This is a genomic window from Bradyrhizobium sp. STM 3843, assembly GCF_000239815.1.
Taxonomy (GTDB): Bacteria; Pseudomonadota; Alphaproteobacteria; order Rhizobiales; family Xanthobacteraceae; genus Bradyrhizobium.
In genome coordinates this window covers 1-17,009 of record NZ_CAFK01000191.1, presented here as the reverse complement: position 1 = coordinate 17,009, position 17,009 = coordinate 1, and the positions used below count along the sequence as shown (strand labels likewise).

The 17,009-nt window shown below is 64.0% G+C and carries 19 protein-coding genes; 6 read left to right on the top strand and 13 right to left on the bottom strand.

The window, feature by feature from the left end; genetic code table 11:
- Positions 1–252: 252 nt before the first annotated feature.
- The 5 genes from hydA to BRAS3843_RS20005 are packed head-to-tail and all read right to left on the bottom strand — an operon-like array spanning position 253 to position 4,954.
- A complete protein-coding gene (gene hydA, locus BRAS3843_RS20025; RefSeq protein WP_008970832.1) occupies positions 253–1,650 on the bottom strand; it encodes a dihydropyrimidinase in 1,398 nt (465 codons plus the stop codon).
- A gap of 26 nt (positions 1,651–1,676) precedes the next feature.
- Positions 1,677–2,408, bottom strand: coding sequence for an aspartate/glutamate racemase family protein (locus BRAS3843_RS20020; RefSeq protein ID WP_008970831.1), 732 nt, complete (start codon positions 2,406–2,408; stop codon positions 1,677–1,679).
- Complete coding sequence (locus BRAS3843_RS20015) at positions 2,405–3,190, bottom strand: ABC transporter ATP-binding protein (RefSeq protein WP_008970830.1); 786 nt, start codon at positions 3,188–3,190, stop codon at positions 2,405–2,407. The genes BRAS3843_RS20020 and BRAS3843_RS20015 overlap by 4 nt, the downstream gene beginning before the upstream one ends.
- A gap of 2 nt (positions 3,191–3,192) precedes the next feature.
- Positions 3,193–4,002 carry an ABC transporter permease gene (locus tag BRAS3843_RS20010; RefSeq protein ID WP_008970829.1) on the bottom strand — a complete coding sequence of 270 codons (810 nt, stop codon included), beginning with the start codon at positions 4,000–4,002 and terminating at the stop codon, positions 3,193–3,195.
- Between the two features lies 1 nt (position 4,003).
- On the bottom strand, positions 4,004–4,954 hold the full coding sequence (locus BRAS3843_RS20005; protein ID WP_050886485.1) for an ABC transporter substrate-binding protein: 951 nt from the start codon (positions 4,952–4,954) through the stop codon (positions 4,004–4,006).
- 263 nt (positions 4,955–5,217) lie between these two features.
- Between BRAS3843_RS20005 and BRAS3843_RS20000 the strand changes: the two genes are divergently transcribed.
- The 6 genes from BRAS3843_RS20000 (at position 5,218) to BRAS3843_RS19980 (ending at position 8,879) form a co-directional block, all read left to right on the top strand.
- A complete protein-coding gene (locus BRAS3843_RS20000) occupies positions 5,218–5,943 on the top strand; it encodes a GntR family transcriptional regulator (RefSeq protein ID WP_008970827.1) in 726 nt (241 codons plus the stop codon).
- A 99-nt stretch (positions 5,944–6,042) separates the two neighbouring features.
- On the top strand, positions 6,043–6,447 hold the full coding sequence (locus BRAS3843_RS19995; protein ID WP_008970826.1) for a DUF350 domain-containing protein: 405 nt from the start codon (positions 6,043–6,045) through the stop codon (positions 6,445–6,447).
- A 2-nt stretch (positions 6,448–6,449) separates the two neighbouring features.
- On the top strand, positions 6,450–6,833 hold the full coding sequence (locus tag BRAS3843_RS19990) for a hypothetical protein (protein ID WP_008970825.1): 384 nt from the start codon (positions 6,450–6,452) through the stop codon (positions 6,831–6,833).
- A gap of 119 nt (positions 6,834–6,952) precedes the next feature.
- Complete coding sequence (locus tag BRAS3843_RS39730) at positions 6,953–7,180, top strand: hypothetical protein (protein WP_083841402.1); 228 nt, start codon at positions 6,953–6,955, stop codon at positions 7,178–7,180.
- Between the two features lie 8 nt (positions 7,181–7,188).
- Positions 7,189–8,349, top strand: a complete 1,161-nt coding sequence (locus BRAS3843_RS19985) for a glutathionylspermidine synthase family protein (protein WP_008970824.1) — start codon at positions 7,189–7,191, stop codon at positions 8,347–8,349.
- Between the two features lie 134 nt (positions 8,350–8,483).
- On the top strand, positions 8,484–8,879 hold the full coding sequence (locus tag BRAS3843_RS19980; protein ID WP_008970823.1) for a response regulator: 396 nt from the start codon (positions 8,484–8,486) through the stop codon (positions 8,877–8,879).
- An 82-nt stretch (positions 8,880–8,961) separates the two neighbouring features.
- On the opposite strand, the gene BRAS3843_RS19975 is transcribed toward BRAS3843_RS19980, so the two are convergent.
- The 8 genes from BRAS3843_RS19975 to BRAS3843_RS19940 all read right to left on the bottom strand — a co-directional run bounded on the left by BRAS3843_RS19975 (position 8,962) and on the right by BRAS3843_RS19940 (position 16,966).
- Complete coding sequence (locus BRAS3843_RS19975; protein WP_139024926.1) at positions 8,962–9,903, bottom strand: hypothetical protein; 942 nt, start codon at positions 9,901–9,903, stop codon at positions 8,962–8,964.
- 280 nt (positions 9,904–10,183) lie between these two features.
- Positions 10,184–11,653, bottom strand: a complete 1,470-nt coding sequence (locus BRAS3843_RS19970; RefSeq protein ID WP_347379584.1) for an HWE histidine kinase domain-containing protein — start codon at positions 11,651–11,653, stop codon at positions 10,184–10,186.
- 31 nt (positions 11,654–11,684) lie between these two features.
- Positions 11,685–11,981: a circadian clock KaiB family protein gene (locus BRAS3843_RS19965; RefSeq protein WP_035982264.1), complete on the bottom strand. Its 297-nt coding sequence runs from the start codon at positions 11,979–11,981 to the stop codon at positions 11,685–11,687.
- Positions 11,978–13,732, bottom strand: a complete 1,755-nt coding sequence (kaiC, locus tag BRAS3843_RS19960; protein ID WP_008970819.1) for a circadian clock protein KaiC — start codon at positions 13,730–13,732, stop codon at positions 11,978–11,980. Before kaiC ends, BRAS3843_RS19965 begins: the two co-directional genes overlap by 4 nt.
- A gap of 182 nt (positions 13,733–13,914) precedes the next feature.
- Positions 13,915–14,787, bottom strand: a complete 873-nt coding sequence (locus BRAS3843_RS19955; RefSeq protein ID WP_008970818.1) for a protein-glutamate O-methyltransferase CheR — start codon at positions 14,785–14,787, stop codon at positions 13,915–13,917.
- Positions 14,784–15,980 carry a chemotaxis response regulator protein-glutamate methylesterase gene (locus tag BRAS3843_RS19950; protein WP_050886484.1) on the bottom strand — a complete coding sequence of 399 codons (1,197 nt, stop codon included), beginning with the start codon at positions 15,978–15,980 and terminating at the stop codon, positions 14,784–14,786. The genes BRAS3843_RS19955 and BRAS3843_RS19950 overlap by 4 nt, the downstream gene beginning before the upstream one ends.
- Before the next feature lie 89 nt (positions 15,981–16,069).
- Positions 16,070–16,435, bottom strand: coding sequence for a response regulator (locus BRAS3843_RS19945; protein WP_008970816.1), 366 nt, complete (start codon positions 16,433–16,435; stop codon positions 16,070–16,072).
- Between the two features lie 60 nt (positions 16,436–16,495).
- On the bottom strand, positions 16,496–16,966 hold the full coding sequence (locus tag BRAS3843_RS19940) for a chemotaxis protein CheW (protein WP_008970815.1): 471 nt from the start codon (positions 16,964–16,966) through the stop codon (positions 16,496–16,498).
- Positions 16,967–17,009: the final 43 nt, after the last annotated feature.

The following is a 17,009-nucleotide window of genomic DNA, read 5'->3' as shown; positions in this document are numbered from 1 at the left end:
TCGGCACGCGCTGAACTTCGTTGGACGCGTGTGCCCTATATCAGGACGTTATCGTTTGATCGGTGAGGTCTTCCTGGAGTCAGCTCTCCTCATGAAGAGCGCGACTCGTGGACCGCCACCCCCGCCCCCTCCCCGCAAGGGGGAGGGGCTCACCGCCGTCGTCGTGAGAGCTCGGATCCACTCCCGACAACGATTTCGTCATTGGAGCGAAGCGACGAAGCAATGACTCGCCGAGAGATCATCGCCCTCGCATCACGCCCCCGGCTTGCCGCGGGTGACGTAGCGCCCGTCGCCCTTGGCGCCGACCAGCTTGCGGTCGCGCACCACGAAGCGGCCGCGCAGCATCGTCGCCACTGGCCAGCCCGTGATCTCGATGCCCTCATAGGGCGTATAGTCGGAGCCGTGATGCAGGCCGGCCTGGCTGATCTTCGCCGTCTTGGTCGGATCCCACAGCGCGATGTCGGCGTCGTAGCCAATCGCGATCGAGCCTTTGCCCTTCAGGCCATAGGTCTTGGCATGGTTGGTGGCGGTCAACGCGACGAACTGATTCAAACTGATACGGCCCTTGCTCACGCCCTCCGAGAACAGGATCGGCAGCCGGGTCTCGACGCCGGGAATGCCGTTCGGCACCCAGCGGAAGCTGGTGCGCCCCTTCGGCGTCAGCTTGCCTTCCTCGTCGTCGTAGCGGAACGGGCAATGATCCGAGGAGAACAGCGCGAACACGCCCCTTTGCAGCCCCTCCCAGCACGCCTGCTGGCTGACCTTGTCGCGCGGCGGCGGCGAGCAGACATATTTGGCGCCTTCCATGTTGAGGCCCTGCATGTCCTCTTCCGTCAGCAACAGATATTGCGGGCAGGTCTCGCCAACGATTGTCAGGCCGCGCATCTGCGCGCGACGGATCTCCTCCATCGCCTCGCGGTTGGAGACGTGCACAATCACGATGGGCACGTCGATCAGCTCGGCCAGCGAGATCGCGCGATGGGTGGCCTCGCGCTCGACCGGAATGGGCCGCGACCTGCCGTGGAAGTAAGGCGCGATCTGGCCGGCGCGTTCGAGCTTGTCGGTGAGGAAGCGGATCGCGTCGTAATTCTCGGCGTGGATCTGCACCAGCGCGCCGGTTTCGCGGGCGACGTCGAGCACGCCGAGAATCTGGAAATCGCTCAGAGCCAGATCCTGGTAGGTCATGAAAATCTTGAGCGAGGTGTAGCCGTCGGCGACCAGCGCCGGCAGCTCCTGGCCGAGCACGGCCTCGCTCGGATCGGCGATGATCAAATGGAAGGAGTGGTCGATATAGCAGGCCTGCTGCGCCAGCGCGTGATAGTCCTTCAGCGCCTCGCGCAAGGGCTGGCCCTTGGCCTGCAGGCAATAGGGCATCACGAAGGTGTTGCCGCCGAACGCAGCGGCGCGCGTCGCACTCTCGAAATCGTCGGCCATCACGATGCCGGGGCCGGACGGCTGAGAGATATGCACATGGCTGTCGATGCCGCCCGGCAGCACCAGCAGGCCGGAGGCATCGACGATCTCGGCAGCGTCCGTGATCGCCGCGCCGATCGCGCCGATGCGCCCGTCCTTGATGGCGACATCGGCCTGATACGTATCACTCGCCGTGACCACGGTGCCGTGGCGGATCACAGTGTCGAACGCGGTCATCTTTCACACCTCCCCAAAGCACAGCCTCAAGCAAGTTTATGGAACAACGAACCCCATTCGCTGACGCGCCGGGGCTCGACGCCCGCCATCTTCAGGCACTTCCACACCACGGTCGCGATCGTATCGTAGATCGGAATCCCCGTCTCCAGCTCGAGCCGCGGCACCAGCGGCGCCGCCTTCAGATTGGTGCAGATGATCGCGATTGCCTCGGGCTTCTCGGCCGCGACCTCGCGCAGCATGGTCGCAAGCTGCGCCGGCGTCACCTCGGAGAAGGAGAAATTGTCCTGCAGCCCGAGATGTCGCTCGGCCTGGCAGGCGATGCCGAGCGTCTCGTAATTGGCGATGATCCTCGCCTGCACATCGTCGAGATAGGGCGTGACATAGCCGAGCTTCGTCACCTTGGTCTCATGGAGGATCTCGTTCAGCGCCAGCATCGAGGTGGTGGCGGGAATGCCGCTCGCCGCCGTGATCTGTTCGCACAGCTTCACGTCGGCGTCGAAGCCGAGCCAGCCCGAGGACGTGCCGTTCCAGCCGATCACGTCGACCTTGGCATGGGCCAGAAGCTCCGCCGCGCGCAAGATGTTGCTGTTGTCGAACTGGGCCAGCGCCTGATCCGAGAGTGCGATCTCCGTCACCTTGAAGCGCGAGAAGTGCGCCGACACTTCAGGCAGGTTAGCCACCATCGCCGAGGTGATCGGCTCCAGCGCCGTGTTCGACGACGGCGTCAGCATGCCCAATAGAATACGTTTGCTGTTCATTGATTGACCACTTCCAAGGGAGACGGCGCCCGTTCGCCGCGCAGAAGCGCAAGGATATGCCGCTTCAGCGCGTTGAACTGCGGCGAGGTGATGTCGCGCGGCCGCGGCAGGTCGATCGGGATGATCTCGCGGATGCGGCCGGGACGCGCGCTCATGACCGCGACATGGGTGCCGAGCGTCAGCGCCTCGTCGATGCCATGGGTGACGAACACGATCGTGCCCTGGTGCTGCTGCCAGATCCGCACCAGCTCGGTCTGCATGTCCATTCGGGTCTGCTCATCGAGCGCACCGAACGGCTCGTCCATCAGGATCACCTGCGGGTTCATCAGAAGCGCACGCGCAATGCCGACGCGCTGGTTCATGCCGCCGGACAGTTCGGACGGATAATGGTTCTCGAAGCCGGTGAGGCCGACCATATCGATAAAGCCTTGCGCCCGGGCGCGGCGCTCGCCCTTCTGGCTGCCGCTGAGCAAGAGATGAAAGGCGACATTCTCCCACACCGGCAGCCACGGCATCAGATTGGCGTGCTGGAACACGACGCCGCGATCGGCGCCGGGCGCCATGACCGGTTGGCCGTCGACGGCGATGGTCCCGCTGCTCGGTTGCTCGAAGCCCGCGATCATGTTGAGCAGGGTCGACTTGCCGCAGCCGGAGGGCCCGAGCAGGCAGAGGAATTGATTGCGCGCCACCGAGACGGTGATGTCGTCGAGCGCGACGACATCGGAATTGCGCGTCTTGTCGTTGAAGATCTTGGAGACGTGGGAGATCTCGATCGCAGCCATTGTCACGCCCCGCCGCGCAAGGTCGTGTTGCGCTGCCAGTGCAGCACGCGCGCCATCACCATGCGGATGGCGAGATCGCTCAGGAAGCCGAGCAGGCCGATGCTGGCCATCGCCGCCAGCACCAGATCGTAGCGCAGGAAGTAGTAGGAATCCCACAGCACATAGCCCAGCCCGCTTTTCACCGCGACCATCTCGGCCGTCACCGTCAGCATCCAGGCCGAGCCGATGCCGATGCGCAAGCCCGCAAAGATGCTGGGCAGCGCTGCCGGCACTACGATGTAGCGCAGCAGCTTGCGCTCGCTGCCGCCGACCATGGCGCCAGCGCGGATCAGATTGCGGTCGCAGCCCTTCACGCCGTGGATGGTGTTGAGCAGGATCGGGAAGAAGGCGCCGAGGAAGACCAGGAAGATCGCCGGCTTGTTGGCGATGCCGAACCAGATGATGGCGAGCGGAATCCACGACACCGGCGGGATCGGCCTGAGCATCTGCAGCGTGGGCTCGATCACGATCTCGGTGGCGCGCGACCAGCCGATGGCGACGCCGAGCGCCACGCCGAACAGGGTGGCGATGGCAAAGCCGGCGGCGACGCGCGACAGGCTGGCGGCCATGTCGATCAGCCAATGGCCGCTGTAGGTCTGGGTGTTGCCGTCGGTGCCGAACACCCAATCCGCCCAGGCCCAGATCACGGTCGAGGGCGCCGGCAACAGCGCCGCCGGCAGCGCGCCGGAGCGCGAGAACGCCTCCCACCCGGCGAGCACCAGAATGGGAACGAGAGTGCGATCGAGCTTCCTGATGTGAGCGATTGCGCTCATCTCAATAGCCGAGCTCGGTCTTCGGCTTGCCGGTCGCAGCCTCGAGGAAGCGATAGTCCATGTTCTTCTCGACCGCGGCCGTGACGTCGGAGTTGATGTATTTGAGGTCGCGCATCATGGCGGCGATCGCCACAGCCGATGCCCGATACATCTTCGGGTCCGGATCGAGATTGTCGATCGCGCCGGTCGCGATCGCCTTGTCGAGCCCGGTGATCTTGCTGATCACCTCGACCAGCGCCGGCTTGTCGGCCGCGATGTGCTCATCGACCTTGACGACGGCGCGCACGGTTTCTTCCAGCGCCTTCGGCTTGGCGGCGATCACGTCGGAGCGGGTCACGATCAGGTTGGTCAACTTGCCGGCCGCCTGGTCATAGGGGAAGCCGAAGAACTTCGCGGCCTTGGCCTGCATGATCTGGGTGGCGAACGGCTCGACCGTGCAGATCAGCTCGACCTCGCCACGGCGCAGCGCCTGCAGATGATCCGACGGATTCGGGATGTTGACGAACTGCACGTCCTTGTTGATGTCGATGCCCTGCTTGGCGAAGGCGCCGCGCATGTGAATGTCCTGCGCATTGCCGCGCGAGGCCGCGACCCGGAACGGCTTGCCCTCCGCCTTGTACTTCGCGATCAGCGCCTTCAGCGCACCCCAGTCGTTCTGCGCGATGTCGAGGTCATTGGCCAGCAGTAGCGCCGAGCCGCCATTGACCTGGCCGGAGATCGCAACGACATCAAAACCCTTATCGAGCGCGATCGCATAATGCAGATAGGTCACCTGCGCGACCTCGATGTTCTTCGACACCAGAGCGGTCAGGGCGTCAGTGCCGGTGTTGAAGCCGACCGCGTCGATCTCCACTCCTTGCGCGAATTGCGGCGTCAGCGACATCGGCGTGCAATGGGCGCATTTGGCATAGCCCAGCTTGATCCTGGCCTCGTCCTGCGCAAAGCCCGGCATGGGTGCAAGCAGCACGAGCGCGGTCAGGATGGCAAACAGACAGCGTGTCACTTTGATCTCCACGGTCGACGCGAATGGGTCCGCAGCCAGAAAAGGTCAGCAGACAGTTAGCAAGTGACGTGCCATCTGGATGCGGTATGCAATTTTGATTTTCCATAGTATATTCAATCGATAAGATTGATTATCCAGAATCAGAAAACGCCCGATCTGTGGGCACTGCGCCTGCTTTCCAGGCACAGCATCCGGGAGCAGCCATCGCCATCATGAGCGCATCCGCACCACGGACCAGACTGAAGACGCGCTTCAAGCCGGCGCGGCTCAAACTGTCGTCGGACCATTCGAAGCGCCCGCTGGATCGAATGTCGTTGCACGACCAGCTCGTCGCCAAGGTGCGCGAGATGATCGTCGACGGCGAACTCGCCGCCGGCGCGCCACTGCCCGAGCGCATGCTGTGCGAGACCTTCGGCGTGTCGCGCACGCCGTTGCGGGAGGCATTCAAGATCCTGGCGGCGGAGGGCCTGATCGAATTGCGGCCTCACCGCACGCCGGTGGTGGCGCCGATCGACCGCGCCGAGATCGCCGAGATTTTCGACGTCATGGTCGCGCTCGACCGCAGCGCAGGCTTCCAGGCAGCAAACCGCGCATCAGCTGACGACATCACGCGGCTCGACGCGATGCATGCCGAGCTGGTCGAGCTGCATCGTGCTGCGCAGCGTGCGACCTATTTCCGGTTGAACCAGCAGATCCATAGCGAGATCACCAGGCTCGCCGGCAACAGCGTGCTGTTCAACATCTGGAGCATCCTGCAGCGAAGCGTATTTCGCGCGCGGGCCGTGGCGAACTACGACGCCAGGCGCTGGAGCGAGTCGGTCGCCGAGCATGAGGCATTCATGGCGCTGCTGCACGCCGGCGACGCCGAGGGGTTTGCAGATGCATTGAGCTTACATACGCGAAAGACCGGAGATTCGGTGCTGCTCATGCTGGATTAGGCTGCCGACGCATAGACTTTGTTAGCTTTGAACCGGCAATTGCGGTGTGCCGACGAAACAAGCGTGCGACAATGGGGCGCGTTTCCGCCGGGCCTGATCATGATCCTGCAATCGCTTGCCGGGCTGCCGGCGTTCCTGGTCTATTTCTGCACCGCGATCATCGCGGTGACAGCATACCTTTTCGTCTATACGCGCGTCACCCCGCACAACGAATTCCAACTGATCCGCGACAATGATCCGGCCGCCGCGATCGCGCTCGGCCTAAGCCTGCTCGGCTTCACCTTGCCGCTGGTCAGCGCCATCGCCCATTCGGTCAATGTGGTGGACTGCCTGATCTGGGCCCTGATCGCGCTGATCGTTCAGGTCATCGTCTATTATCTGGTCAAGATCCCGGTGCCGAACCTGTCGCAGCGGATCGCGGCCGGCGAGCTTGCGCCTGCGATCTGGCTCGGTCTCGCCTCGCTCTCGGCCGGCGCGCTGAATGCAGCGTCGATGATCACCTGACCATGACCGAGCATCGCACCGAATTCGGCAAGCGCAAGCCGCTTCGGCCGCCGACGCCGTCACCGCCGGCCAAGCGCTCCGGCCATGTTGCGCTGCTGCTGATGGGCACGCTTGCCGTCGGCGGCACCGCCGCGACGCTGATGCCGCGCAGGAGCTGCGAGCCGGCCTCGCCCACCATGGCCGCGCCACCGCAGACCGCCGACGCCTGTTCACGCAGCGGCTCGTCGTCCGGCGGCTCTGGCGGTGGCGGCCATTGGCGATTTGCCGACAGCGATTCCAGCAGAAGCGGCGGATCGGGCGGAAGCTCCGAGAGCTCATCCGGTCATATCAGTCGCGGCGGCTTCGGCGCGTTCGCACATGGCTTTGGGTTTTCCGGAGGCGGCTAAACAAAGGCCCCCGCATCGCCGTGAAATCACCGCCTTTGCGTGGTGATTTGTAAATGGATCTTTGACACAGACTACAAAATCATAACAAAAGAGACGTCTAACTGATCGGGGATAGACCGATGAAACGGTCGCGCCGCGTGGTGCTGACAATGATGGGGACTGCGGCAGTCGGCGCGGTCTCCATGGGCTTCACGCGCGCGCGGCCCTGCGGTCCCGGGCTCGAAACCTTGCCCGGACCGGACGGTCAACCTTATTGCCGAGCGATTCACGGCGGCTTCGGCGCTGCCGTGCACCATTTTCATGGGCACGGTCACGGCGGGCATGGTCACGGCCACGCCGGCGGCTAGTTAGATCGATGCAGCGCATCGCCTGTCCGGAGCGTGACGACTGGCGAGACACCGCCGCGCAATGTGGATTCGACTTCCACACCATCGACGGCGAGCGCTATTGGGACGAACGCGGCTACTACGCGTTCACACTCGACGACATCGAGCGCGACATCGAGGCCCCGACCGCCGAGATCGAGGAGATGTGCCTCGAAGCGGCTGGCCGCATCCTCGATGATGAGCGGCTGCTCCGCCGCCTGCAAATCCCGCAAGCCTTCTGGCCGCTGCTGGCCGCAAGCTGGCAACGCGACGACAAGAGCCTGTATGGCCGCTTCGATCTCAGCTATGGCGGCCACGGCTCGGCCAAGCTGCTCGAATACAACGCCGACACCCCGACCTCGATCTTCGAGGCGGCAGTGTTTCAGTGGACCTGGCTCGAGCAGGCGATCGAGCGCCGGATCATCCCGCAGCGGGCCGACCAGTACAATTCGATCCACGAACGGCTGATCGCACGCTGGCAGGACTTCGGCGGCAGCCATCATCTGCATTTGACCGGCCTTACCAGCGATAGCGAGGATGCCGGAACGCTTGCCTATCTCGCCGACACTGCAAGCCAGGCGGGGCTTGCGACCACCCTGCTCGACATCGAAGACATCGGCTGGCGCGACGACGGCGGCGGCTTTGTCGATCTCGACGGCAACGACATGGCGCTGGTGTTCAAGCTCTATCCCTGGGAATGGATGTTTCAGGACGCGTTCGGCGCGCGATTAGAGCAGGCTGCGACGCGCTGGATCGAGCCGCCATGGAAGGCGGTGCTGTCCAACAAGGGCATCCTGCCCCTGCTCTGGGAGATGTTCGAGGGACATCCGAACCTGCTGCCGGCGTTTTTCGAGGACGATCCGAGGGCGGCCAGTCTCGGCCCAAGCTTCGTCCGCAAGCCGCTGTTCTCGCGCGAGGGCGCCAATGTCAGCCTGGTCGCCGACGGCGTCGCGGTAAGTGCGCAGGACGGTCCCTATGGCGCCGAAGGCTTCATCCGTCAGGCCCTGGCACCGCTGCCGGATTTCGGCGGCGTGTTTCCGGTGATCGGCAGCTGGCTGGTGGCGCATGAGCCGTGCGGCCTGTCGATCCGGGAAGACGAAACCCCGATCACCGGCAACAGCTCCCGCTTCCTGCCGCACGCGATTCTTTAACCGCACCGGGACGCTCCTTCCCGGTTGCGGTTCCCACCCGCGAAAACGGCTCGACATGGCCGGGAGGAGCGCTAGAAAGGCAGGGGCGGAACCGCTCCGCAACGAGACCCTTTACGACCGCAAGATTGAACGCCATGGCGCCGACAGATTCGCCCCTTGCGGGCCTGCGCATCCTGGTCGCCGAGGATGAGGGCCTGATCGCACTCGAGCTCGAGACGATCCTCCAGGACTTCGGCTGTGAGGTAGTCGGGCCGGTATCACGCGTTGACGACGTGCTGCGCGAGGCCCAGCGCGGCGGGCTGGACGGTGCGCTGCTCGACGTCAACCTGCGCGGCGAGCAGATCTTCGACATTCTGCCGCAGCTGGTCGAGCAGAAGCTGAAGCTCGTCATCACCTCGGGCTATGACGACGCCACGCTGTTTCCGCCGGCATTCCGGTCGCTCCCGCGGCTTGCCAAGCCCTTCAACGAACAGGCGCTGCGGCGGATTTGCGAAGAGACATTCTCGAAGAGCCAGGGCGCGAGCTCATAAATTCGGTCGTGTCAGCTTCGCTCTGATCGCGCCCCCGTCGCCTTTCCGACGATCTGTCACCACGATCGTAAGTGGTCTTCGCTCATGGCGCCGGCAGCGGCGGCACAGCCGGTTCTCCGCCATCCGAATTCCTCTGCCGAAAGCGATCCGCCAGCAACGCCACGATCTGCGCGATGGTATTGGCGTTCGTGAACGCCTGGGCCGTGTTCGTGACTGAGTTGTCGCCCAAGCCCTGGATATGAAAATACTCGTGTGTGATCACGTCGCGTTGCAGGTCCAGACCATCGTTTGTGAAGAATATCTCGCACAGATGGGTTTTGGGATCAGGCACGCTGGCACTGGTCCTGGCGTGGTCGCCTGGGTGCCCGGCGCAAAATCCCGTCGTGCCGGCGACCTTGATCGTCTTCGCCTGCGCGAGATTCCGCTCACAAAGCAGGATCACTTTGGCCAGAGCATCCTTGAACGCCTGACTGTTTGGATCCGGCGTCAGCACCAGGCGCCTGGCCAGAACTGCGATGTTTCTCTTGTGCTTGAACAGCAGGTTGACCATCGCCGCGCCAAATGCCGGGTCGGAGCTGGACGGCAGAAGATTGATGTCAGTTCGTAGACTTCTCAGGTGGGTCAAGGCGACGCGCAGTGCGGCGCGGCTCGCTTCGTGCGCGCGATCGGCAACCGCTTCCCGGTCGGAGAGCGGCGTGCCGTTCAAGTCGGCGTCCATCGCCTTGATGGTCATCTGTCCGCAGATTGGATCAACATCGTGCTGATAAGCGGTGTTGATGATCGGTGGAACGTGGGTTTTCTTGTAGTTCAAGACAGCGGCGGCCGTGGTCGGCCCGTACCGCATCGCTCTTTTCTCGGCGTCGTCAATCTTCGGCCCCGTCGGCCGGAGTCTTTCCAAAGCGAGCTGAACCTTCAAAATGTGCGGACCTGGCGGGCTGCCAACTTTCAAATGCGCACTTGGTGTCGTGGCACAAGCATCCAGTTTCGGATCATCCTTGAGTTCATCGGAAATCAGTACACCCACAATCGCCCCCTATCGCCAATTTTATGCGGCGCTGGTCCAACGCCGATCAAGTCGAAGCTGCTGAAATAAGAAGAGCGAGCACCGTAAAGATTTGCATTGGTGCCCGCCCGGATGGCAGCTTGAAGCGTATGCGCTCGCGGCGAAACGTCAAGTTCCGCCACGGGCCGACAGAAGGCATCAACGGTATCTGCTGAAGCTGCGATAGGCTGGCCGCCAGCTACTTGGCCGCTATCAAACTCGCCTCGATCGGGCTATGGCTCGGCGCCAACGAATACACGTCCTAATCCGTCCGCACGGCCGACCCCGGGAGCTCCTCTGGAGAGGTTTCGGCACTGAGCGCAAAGCCAAGCACGCAGCGGAGGCCTTCGGGCGGAAAGTCCAGACTGGCCTCGCCATCCAGGTCGAAGCGCACTACGCGGTCGATCAATGTCGTGCCAAAGCCGCGCGCTCCGCGATGCTCGACCGCAGGTCCGCCGCGCTCGAGCCAGATCAGTTCGAGCCTGCGGCCATCGTCGCGGAGACGCCAGGAGATCGCGACCTTTCCGAACGGCGCCGACAGCGCACCGTATTTGGAGGCATTGGTCGCGAGCTCATGCAGCACCATCGAGAGCGGCAGCACCAGGCGCGCCTCGAGCAGCACGGGTGCGCCTTCCGTGATCAGCCGCCCCTCGCCGATGCCATAGGGCGCGAGCACGGTGGACAGCAGCTCGTTCAGTCCGATGCCGATCCAGCGCGTCTGGGTGAGGATATCGTGGGCGATCGAGACCGCCTGGATTCTGCCGGAGAACGCCTTGTTGAAGGCCGGCAAGGATGGCGAGGTGCGCAGCGTCTGCCCGGCCACCGACTGCACGATCGCCAGGATGTTCTTGACCCGATGATTGAGCTCCGCGACCAGCATGGTCTGCTGCTCTTCGGCGCGCTTGCGTTCGGTGATGTCGATCAAGGTGACGATCGAGCCCACGATCGCCTTGGCATCGTTCACCAATGGGCCCGCGCTGAGCAGGAAGGAGCGCCCGGAAAGGCCCTCCTTGCGCAACTTGACCTCGACGCCGTGAAACGGCTTGGTCGCCAGCGCACGGTCCAGGCTCTCGCGCGAGAAGCGCGCCAATGTGCCCTGGTGTCTTGCGCTCTGCGCATCCAGCGGAAACGCATCCGAGAACAGCTGTCCCACCGGCGAGGCGCCCGCGAGCTGCTCGGCGACGCCGCTGGCATGGGTGATGCGGCCGTCGAGCGCCAGCACCACGATCGCGTCCGTGGCCTGCTCCAGGATCGATCGCGCAAACCGCTCGGCGCTCGCGACCTCCTCGGCATGGCGGTGGATCGACAGATCGGTCAAGGTGACGAGGGTCGCGACCACGCCGCCCATCGTCATCTGGCGCATCCACACCGACACCGGCAGCGGACCGCCATCGGCGCGGATGAGCTGCGCTTCGCTCGCGCTGTCGTCCGCGCTCTGCACCGGCACGGCGCCGGAGAACAACGACGCAAAGTTGCGGCCGACCAGCTCAGCTGTGGTCTGTGCCGTCAGCGCGCACAGCCGGGAATTGACGTAGACGATGCTGCCGCTGCCATCGAGCGTCAGCGCGCCGTCGCTCATGCGCTCGACCAAGACGTGATAGGGCGCGTCCGCGCCCTGTAGCATGATGACCTGCGGACCTTCGGGACCCTGGACGACGACGGCATCGACATTGCCCTGGTGGATCGCCTCGACGGTTTCCTCCGCTTCGTTGCGGGGGCGCTCGTCCTGCACGGTCCTGGTCGATAAGGTCACGCCTGCTCCATCAGCTCGGTGCGATGTCGAGACCGACCAGCACCTTCTCGGCATTGGAGAGGTCGCCGATGATCCGTTTCAGCGGCTCCGGCAATTGCCGGATCAGGGTCGGGATCGCCACGATCTGGTCGCGCTGCGCCAACGCCGGGTCCTTCATCAGATCGATCACCTCGATCGTGTAGCGCCCGGGCAGATGGGTCTCGCACAGCTTCTTCAGATTTGCGATCGCGGCGACTGATTTGGGGGTCTGACCCGCCACGTAGAGGCGGAGATTGTAGCCGTCTTGTTCGGTCATTGCGGCCGTCACTGCTCGGATATCCTGAGATTGGAGGGCGGGCTAGCTTCGCGGCCGGACGAGCGGCTCCTCGACATCGCGGTGCGGTCGGCAGAGAGCCGATCCTCCCGCGCATTGGCTTCGCGATTGAGAAGTGCAATCTCGTGCTCTTCGGTCGCGAGCTGAGCGTTGAGCGCCTCGATCTGCGCGCTGATTTCGCGGCGACGGCGTTCGACCTCGCGGCTGCGCCGCTCGATCTCCTGATCGCGCAGCATCCGATCCGCCCGGTCCTTGGCCTCCTGCGCGAGCCGCGCCGAGCCGGTGAGCACGCCTTCGGGACCGATATAGACCTCCCGCAGGCGAATGCCTTCGGACGTCATCAGAAACTCGCGCACCTGGTTGGAATGCGCCATGCCGCGCGATTTCAACAAATAGAGCTGGCGGTTGTGCTCGCCATTGCTCTCACGGTTGTAGAGCAGGAGCCAGGTGTCGGTGAGCGATGAGATCTGCATCTCGGTGGTGGCGGTCTCCGCGGTGCCGCCGCCGAGATTGGTGAACAGCGCCGTGACGCCGCGCGCCTTCAGGAAATCGATCAACCGCAAGGTCATCGTATGCACGTCGCCCGCGACCCCGGCCCCCATCAGCGCCGAGATCGGATCGACCACGACGGCGGCGGGATCGAACTCCCTGACCTCGCGGTGCATCGACGCGAGGTGCGTCTCCAAGCCGTAGAGATTGGGCCGACGCGCGGAAAAGCGCAGCAACCCGCGCTCGACCCATCGCTGCAGGTCGAGTCCCACCGACCTCATGTTGCGGATGATCTGCTGCGGCGATTCCTCCAGCGCGAAGTAGATGCAGCGCTGACCGGAGGCGCAGATCGAATTGGCAAAATGCGCCGACACCGTCGACTTCCCAGAGCCGGCCATGCCTGAAATCAGGATGCTGGAGCCCTTGTAGTATCCCGTCCCCTCCAGCATCCGGTCGAGATCGGCGATCCCGCTGGACACACGCTCGGTGGAGGCGCCATGCGCCAGGCCCGACGAGGTGATCGGCATCACCGTGATGCCTTCCTGGTCGATGATGAAGGGATATTCGTTGGTGCCGTGCGCGGTGCCGCGGTATTTCACCACGCGCAGCCGCCGCGTCGAAAGCTGGTCGTGCACGCGGTTGTCGAGCAGGATCACGCAATCGGCGACATATTCCTCCAGTCCATAGCGGGTCAGCGTGCCGTCGCCGCGCTCGCCGGTGATGATGGCGGTCACGCCTTTCGACTTCAGCCACTCGAACAGGCGGCGCAGCTCCGAGCGCAGCACGGCCTGATTGTCCAGACCGCCGAACAGCGTCTCGATCGTATCGATGACGACGCGCTTGGCCCCGATCGCGTCGATCGCAAAGCCGATCCTGATGAAAAGGCCCTCGAGATCATATTCGCCGGCCTCCTCGACCTCGTTACGATCGAGATGAATGTGGTCGATGGCAATCTTCTTGTCGGCGATCAGCTTCTGGATGTCATAGCTGAGCGAGCCGACATTCTTGATCAGATCTTCGGGCTGCTCCTCGAACGCGATGAACACGCCCGGCTCGCCAAATTGAACCGCGCCATTGTACAGGAAGGTCATCGCAAACAGCGTCTTGCCGCAACCGGCCGCGCCGCACAGCAGGGTGGGCCGTCCCTTTGGCAGCCCTCCGAACGTGACCTCATCCAAACCGTCGATCCCGGTCGGGGACTTTTCGATCACGGGAAGATCCCGCGCCACTACCTTCGGACGCACACTCGCCTTCATTGAGCCCCCTGCCAAGGAACGTTCTACCCGTACGGAGGGTGGAAACGGGCAGAACGGGAAAAGGTTCCGCGCCGTCGCGTCTTATTTCGCGACAGCGAATGGCTGGCGTGGCAGGACTTGTGTGACTGGGAACGGAGGCGCAGGCCGGACGCGCTTCCGCGCCCGGCCCGATGCAACGGGGATCAGCGCGCGGCGACGACCTTCAGCCCGAGCGGCATGGCGGCTCCGATCGGCCGCGCCCCGCGCGCCGGATTGAGCTGATAAAGGCCGCGCCGCTCCTGGCTCGGCCGGAACGTATCGGTGATCCCGACCACGGACTCCGCCGCTCCCAGGATCAGCGTGCCGTCGGGCTCGAGCACCTTGGCGAGCCGTTCGAAGATCGCGGCCTTGGTCTCCTGATCGAAATAGATCAGCACGTTGCGGCAGAAGATGACGTCGAACTTGCCGAGATGGGAGAAGTCCTGCAGCAGGTTGAGCTGCCGATGCTGGACCATGCCGCGGATATCGGCGGAAAGCTGCCAGACCTCGCCGAGTTGGGTGAAGTATTTCACGAGCAGCTGAATCGGCAGCCCGCGCTGGACCTCGAACTGGCTGTAGAGGCCGGCCTTGGACTTCTCCAGCACCTCCTGCGACAGGTCGGTGGCGACGATCTCGATGCGCCAGCCCGACAGCGCCGGTCCATATTCGCGCAGGCACATCGCGATCGAATAGGGCTCCTGGCCGGTCGAGCTTGCCGCCGACCATATGCGAATGGAGCGCCGGTTGGCGCGCGACTGGATCAACGCCGGCAGGATCGCGTCCCGCAGATGATCGAACGGAATCTTGTCGCGAAAGAAGAACGTCTCGTTGGTGGTCATGGCCTCCACCACCTCGGAGGTCAGCGCCTCCGCGCCGCTCTTCATCTTCTGCACGAGTTCAGTGATCCCGGCGAGGCCGGTGCGGCGGGCCACCGGCAGCAGACGGCTCTCGACCAGATATTGCTTGTCGGACGACAGGTCGAGCCCGGAACGTTCCTTCAGGAGCTTACGCAAGAACTCATAGTCCAGAGGCGTCACGAACGGTCTCCTGCAAACAATCGGACCAGCTTCGGTGCGATCTGATTCAAGGGAAGGATGGCCGCGCAGATGCCGGCATTGGCGGCCGCGCCTGGCATGCCCCAGACGACGCTGGTGGCCTCGTCCTGGGCGATGACGCTGCCGCCGGCCGCGACGATCTCCTTGCCGCCGCGCATGCCGTCGGAGCCCATGCCGGTGAGGATGACCGCGAGCGTGGTGCCTTGCCAGATCTCGATGGCCGAGCTGAACAGCGGATCGACCGCTGGCTTGCAGAAATTGACCGGCGGTCCGTTGTCGAGGGCGATCACGACATCCGTCCCGTGGCGGGCAACGCGCATATGGCGTCCACCCGGGGCAAGATAGATCTGGCCAGCCTTGACCACCTCGCCATCGACGGCTTCATGCGCCGGGCGCCGGCTCGAGCGCGCCAGATGCTCAGCCAAGATGGTGGTGAAGGTCGGCGGCATGTGCTGGGTGATCAGCACCGGGACACGATCGATCACCGGACCGAGCTCGGTCACCAGCGCCATCAGGGCCTGGGGGCCACCCGTGGACGAGCCGATCAGGAGCACGCGCGGCGTCTGCGAGCTGAACGCGCGCCGGGCCAGCGCCATGGGCGCGGCGGGCTGAACCGCTGGAGGCACCGTGGTCAGCGGACGCACCAACGACGGCCTCTGCCCCGGGACCGGCACCAGTGTCGGAGCCGGCGCATGCATCGGCGACACGTGTCCGGAGCGGCGCGCCTTGCCGCCGAGGGTGCGGATCTTCTGGATCAGATCATGATGGAAGATGTCCGCCGCAGCCGGCTCGCGTGTGCTTTCCGGCTTCGGAATGTAGTCGGCCGCGCCGAGCGACAATGCCTTGAAGCTGATCTCCGCATTGCGGCGCGTCAGCGTCGAGGCCATGATCACGGCGAGGTTGCGCTTCTTGGCAAGCATCTTCGGCAACGCCGCGATGCCGTCGAGCTCCGGCATTTCGATATCGAGCACGGCGACGTCGGGATTGACACGCTCGAGCTGGTTGACCGCTTCAAGCCCCGTCCTGAGCGACGCGACCACGACCATGTCGGGCTCGGACCCGATCCAGCGGGAGATCATGCCGCGAATCACAACGGAATCGTCGACGACCATCACCCGCAGCGGCTCTTGGCTGCTCGAGCCCGGGATCGAAGAACTTGCTAACGCGACGCGCATTGATCACCCAAACAGGCCGGAGCCTCAGCGGAACGGCAGTACCGAACACAAGAACCGATGACGTCCCTTCGCCCTCCGGCAAAACGACTTCAGATCAGTCCGACTTCCATGAATTTGGCCGTCACGATGTCCTTGTCGAACGGCTTCATGATGTACTCATTGGCGCCGGCATGCAGTGCGCGGGCAATGTGGGCGACATCGTTCTCCGTCGTGCAGAACACGACCTTCGGTCCGTCGCCGCCGGGCAAGCGCCTGAGCGCGCCGAGGAATTCATAGCCGTCCATCACCGGCATGTTCCAGTCGAGCAGAACGGCATCCGGCAGACCGCGCTTGCAGATCTCCAGCGCCTGTTCGCCGTCCTCGGCCTCTATGATCTGGAAGTCCAAGCCTTCCAGAATGCGTCGCGCGACTTTGCGGATGACGCTCGAATCGTCGACTACCAAACAGGTTCTCATGTCGGCCTCTCAGGTTTCTGACTTATTTGCTGTTGTGCCCATGGCCTGATCTCGACAGGTCTAGGCGGCCATCTTGTCCTGCGCCAGCTCGAGGACGCGATCGACGTCGAGAATGACCATCAGCTGGCCATCGAGGCGGTGCACACCGCCCGCAAGCTTCGCCATCCGCGGATCGAGATTGACCGGATTCTCTTCGCGGCTCTCTTCGGGCAGGCGCAGCACTTCGCCGATCTGGTCGATCAGGAGGCCGTAGGATTCTCCGCGCAGGTCGACGCCGACTGCCATCGGCGGTCTGCCGTCATCGGCCTTGGCGAGGCCGAGCCGCGCACGCATGTCGATCACCGTGACGATGCGGCCGCGCAGGTTCAGAACGCCCGCGATCTCTACTGACGACAGCGGCACCCGCGTCAGCCGTTCCGGCATGAACACGTCCTGCACGCGCGAGATCGGCAGGCCGAACAGCTGGCCGCCGATCACGGCGGTGACATATTCAGCAACCGCGCCGTCGCTGGTTTCGGTCTTGATGCTCATCTTAACGCTACTCCTGAAACGGCTGCGGTTAGGCGGCCTGCTT

Excerpts from the sequence above, each read along its gene's own strand:
- BRAS3843_RS20010 (WP_008970829.1), bottom strand. The coding sequence starts at position 4,002 with ATGAGCGCAATCGCTCACATCAGGAAGCTCGATCGCACTCTCGTTCCC.
- BRAS3843_RS19990 (WP_008970825.1), top strand. The coding sequence starts at position 6,450 with ATGACCGAGCATCGCACCGAATTCGGCAAGCGCAAGCCGCTTCGGCCG.
- BRAS3843_RS20000 (WP_008970827.1), top strand. The coding sequence starts at position 5,218 with ATGAGCGCATCCGCACCACGGACCAGACTGAAGACGCGCTTCAAGCCG.
- BRAS3843_RS19950 (WP_050886484.1), bottom strand. The coding sequence starts at position 15,980 with ATGCGCGTCGCGTTAGCAAGTTCTTCGATCCCGGGCTCGAGCAGCCAA.
- BRAS3843_RS19940 (WP_008970815.1), bottom strand. The coding sequence starts at position 16,966 with ATGAGCATCAAGACCGAAACCAGCGACGGCGCGGTTGCTGAATATGTC.
- BRAS3843_RS20005 (WP_050886485.1), bottom strand. The coding sequence starts at position 4,954 with ATGCCGGGCTTTGCGCAGGACGAGGCCAGGATCAAGCTGGGCTATGCC.
- BRAS3843_RS19945 (WP_008970816.1), bottom strand. The coding sequence starts at position 16,435 with ATGAGAACCTGTTTGGTAGTCGACGATTCGAGCGTCATCCGCAAAGTC.
- BRAS3843_RS19980 (WP_008970823.1), top strand. The coding sequence starts at position 8,484 with ATGGCGCCGACAGATTCGCCCCTTGCGGGCCTGCGCATCCTGGTCGCC.
- BRAS3843_RS20020 (WP_008970831.1), bottom strand. The coding sequence starts at position 2,408 with ATGAACAGCAAACGTATTCTATTGGGCATGCTGACGCCGTCGTCGAAC.
- BRAS3843_RS39730 (WP_083841402.1), top strand. The coding sequence starts at position 6,953 with ATGAAACGGTCGCGCCGCGTGGTGCTGACAATGATGGGGACTGCGGCA.
- BRAS3843_RS19995 (WP_008970826.1), top strand. The coding sequence starts at position 6,043 with ATGATCCTGCAATCGCTTGCCGGGCTGCCGGCGTTCCTGGTCTATTTC.
- BRAS3843_RS20015 (WP_008970830.1), bottom strand. The coding sequence starts at position 3,190 with ATGGCTGCGATCGAGATCTCCCACGTCTCCAAGATCTTCAACGACAAG.
- BRAS3843_RS19985 (WP_008970824.1), top strand. The coding sequence starts at position 7,189 with ATGCAGCGCATCGCCTGTCCGGAGCGTGACGACTGGCGAGACACCGCC.
- kaiC (WP_008970819.1), bottom strand. The coding sequence starts at position 13,732 with ATGAAGGCGAGTGTGCGTCCGAAGGTAGTGGCGCGGGATCTTCCCGTG.
- hydA (WP_008970832.1), bottom strand. The coding sequence starts at position 1,650 with ATGACCGCGTTCGACACTGTGATCCGCCACGGCACCGTGGTCACGGCG.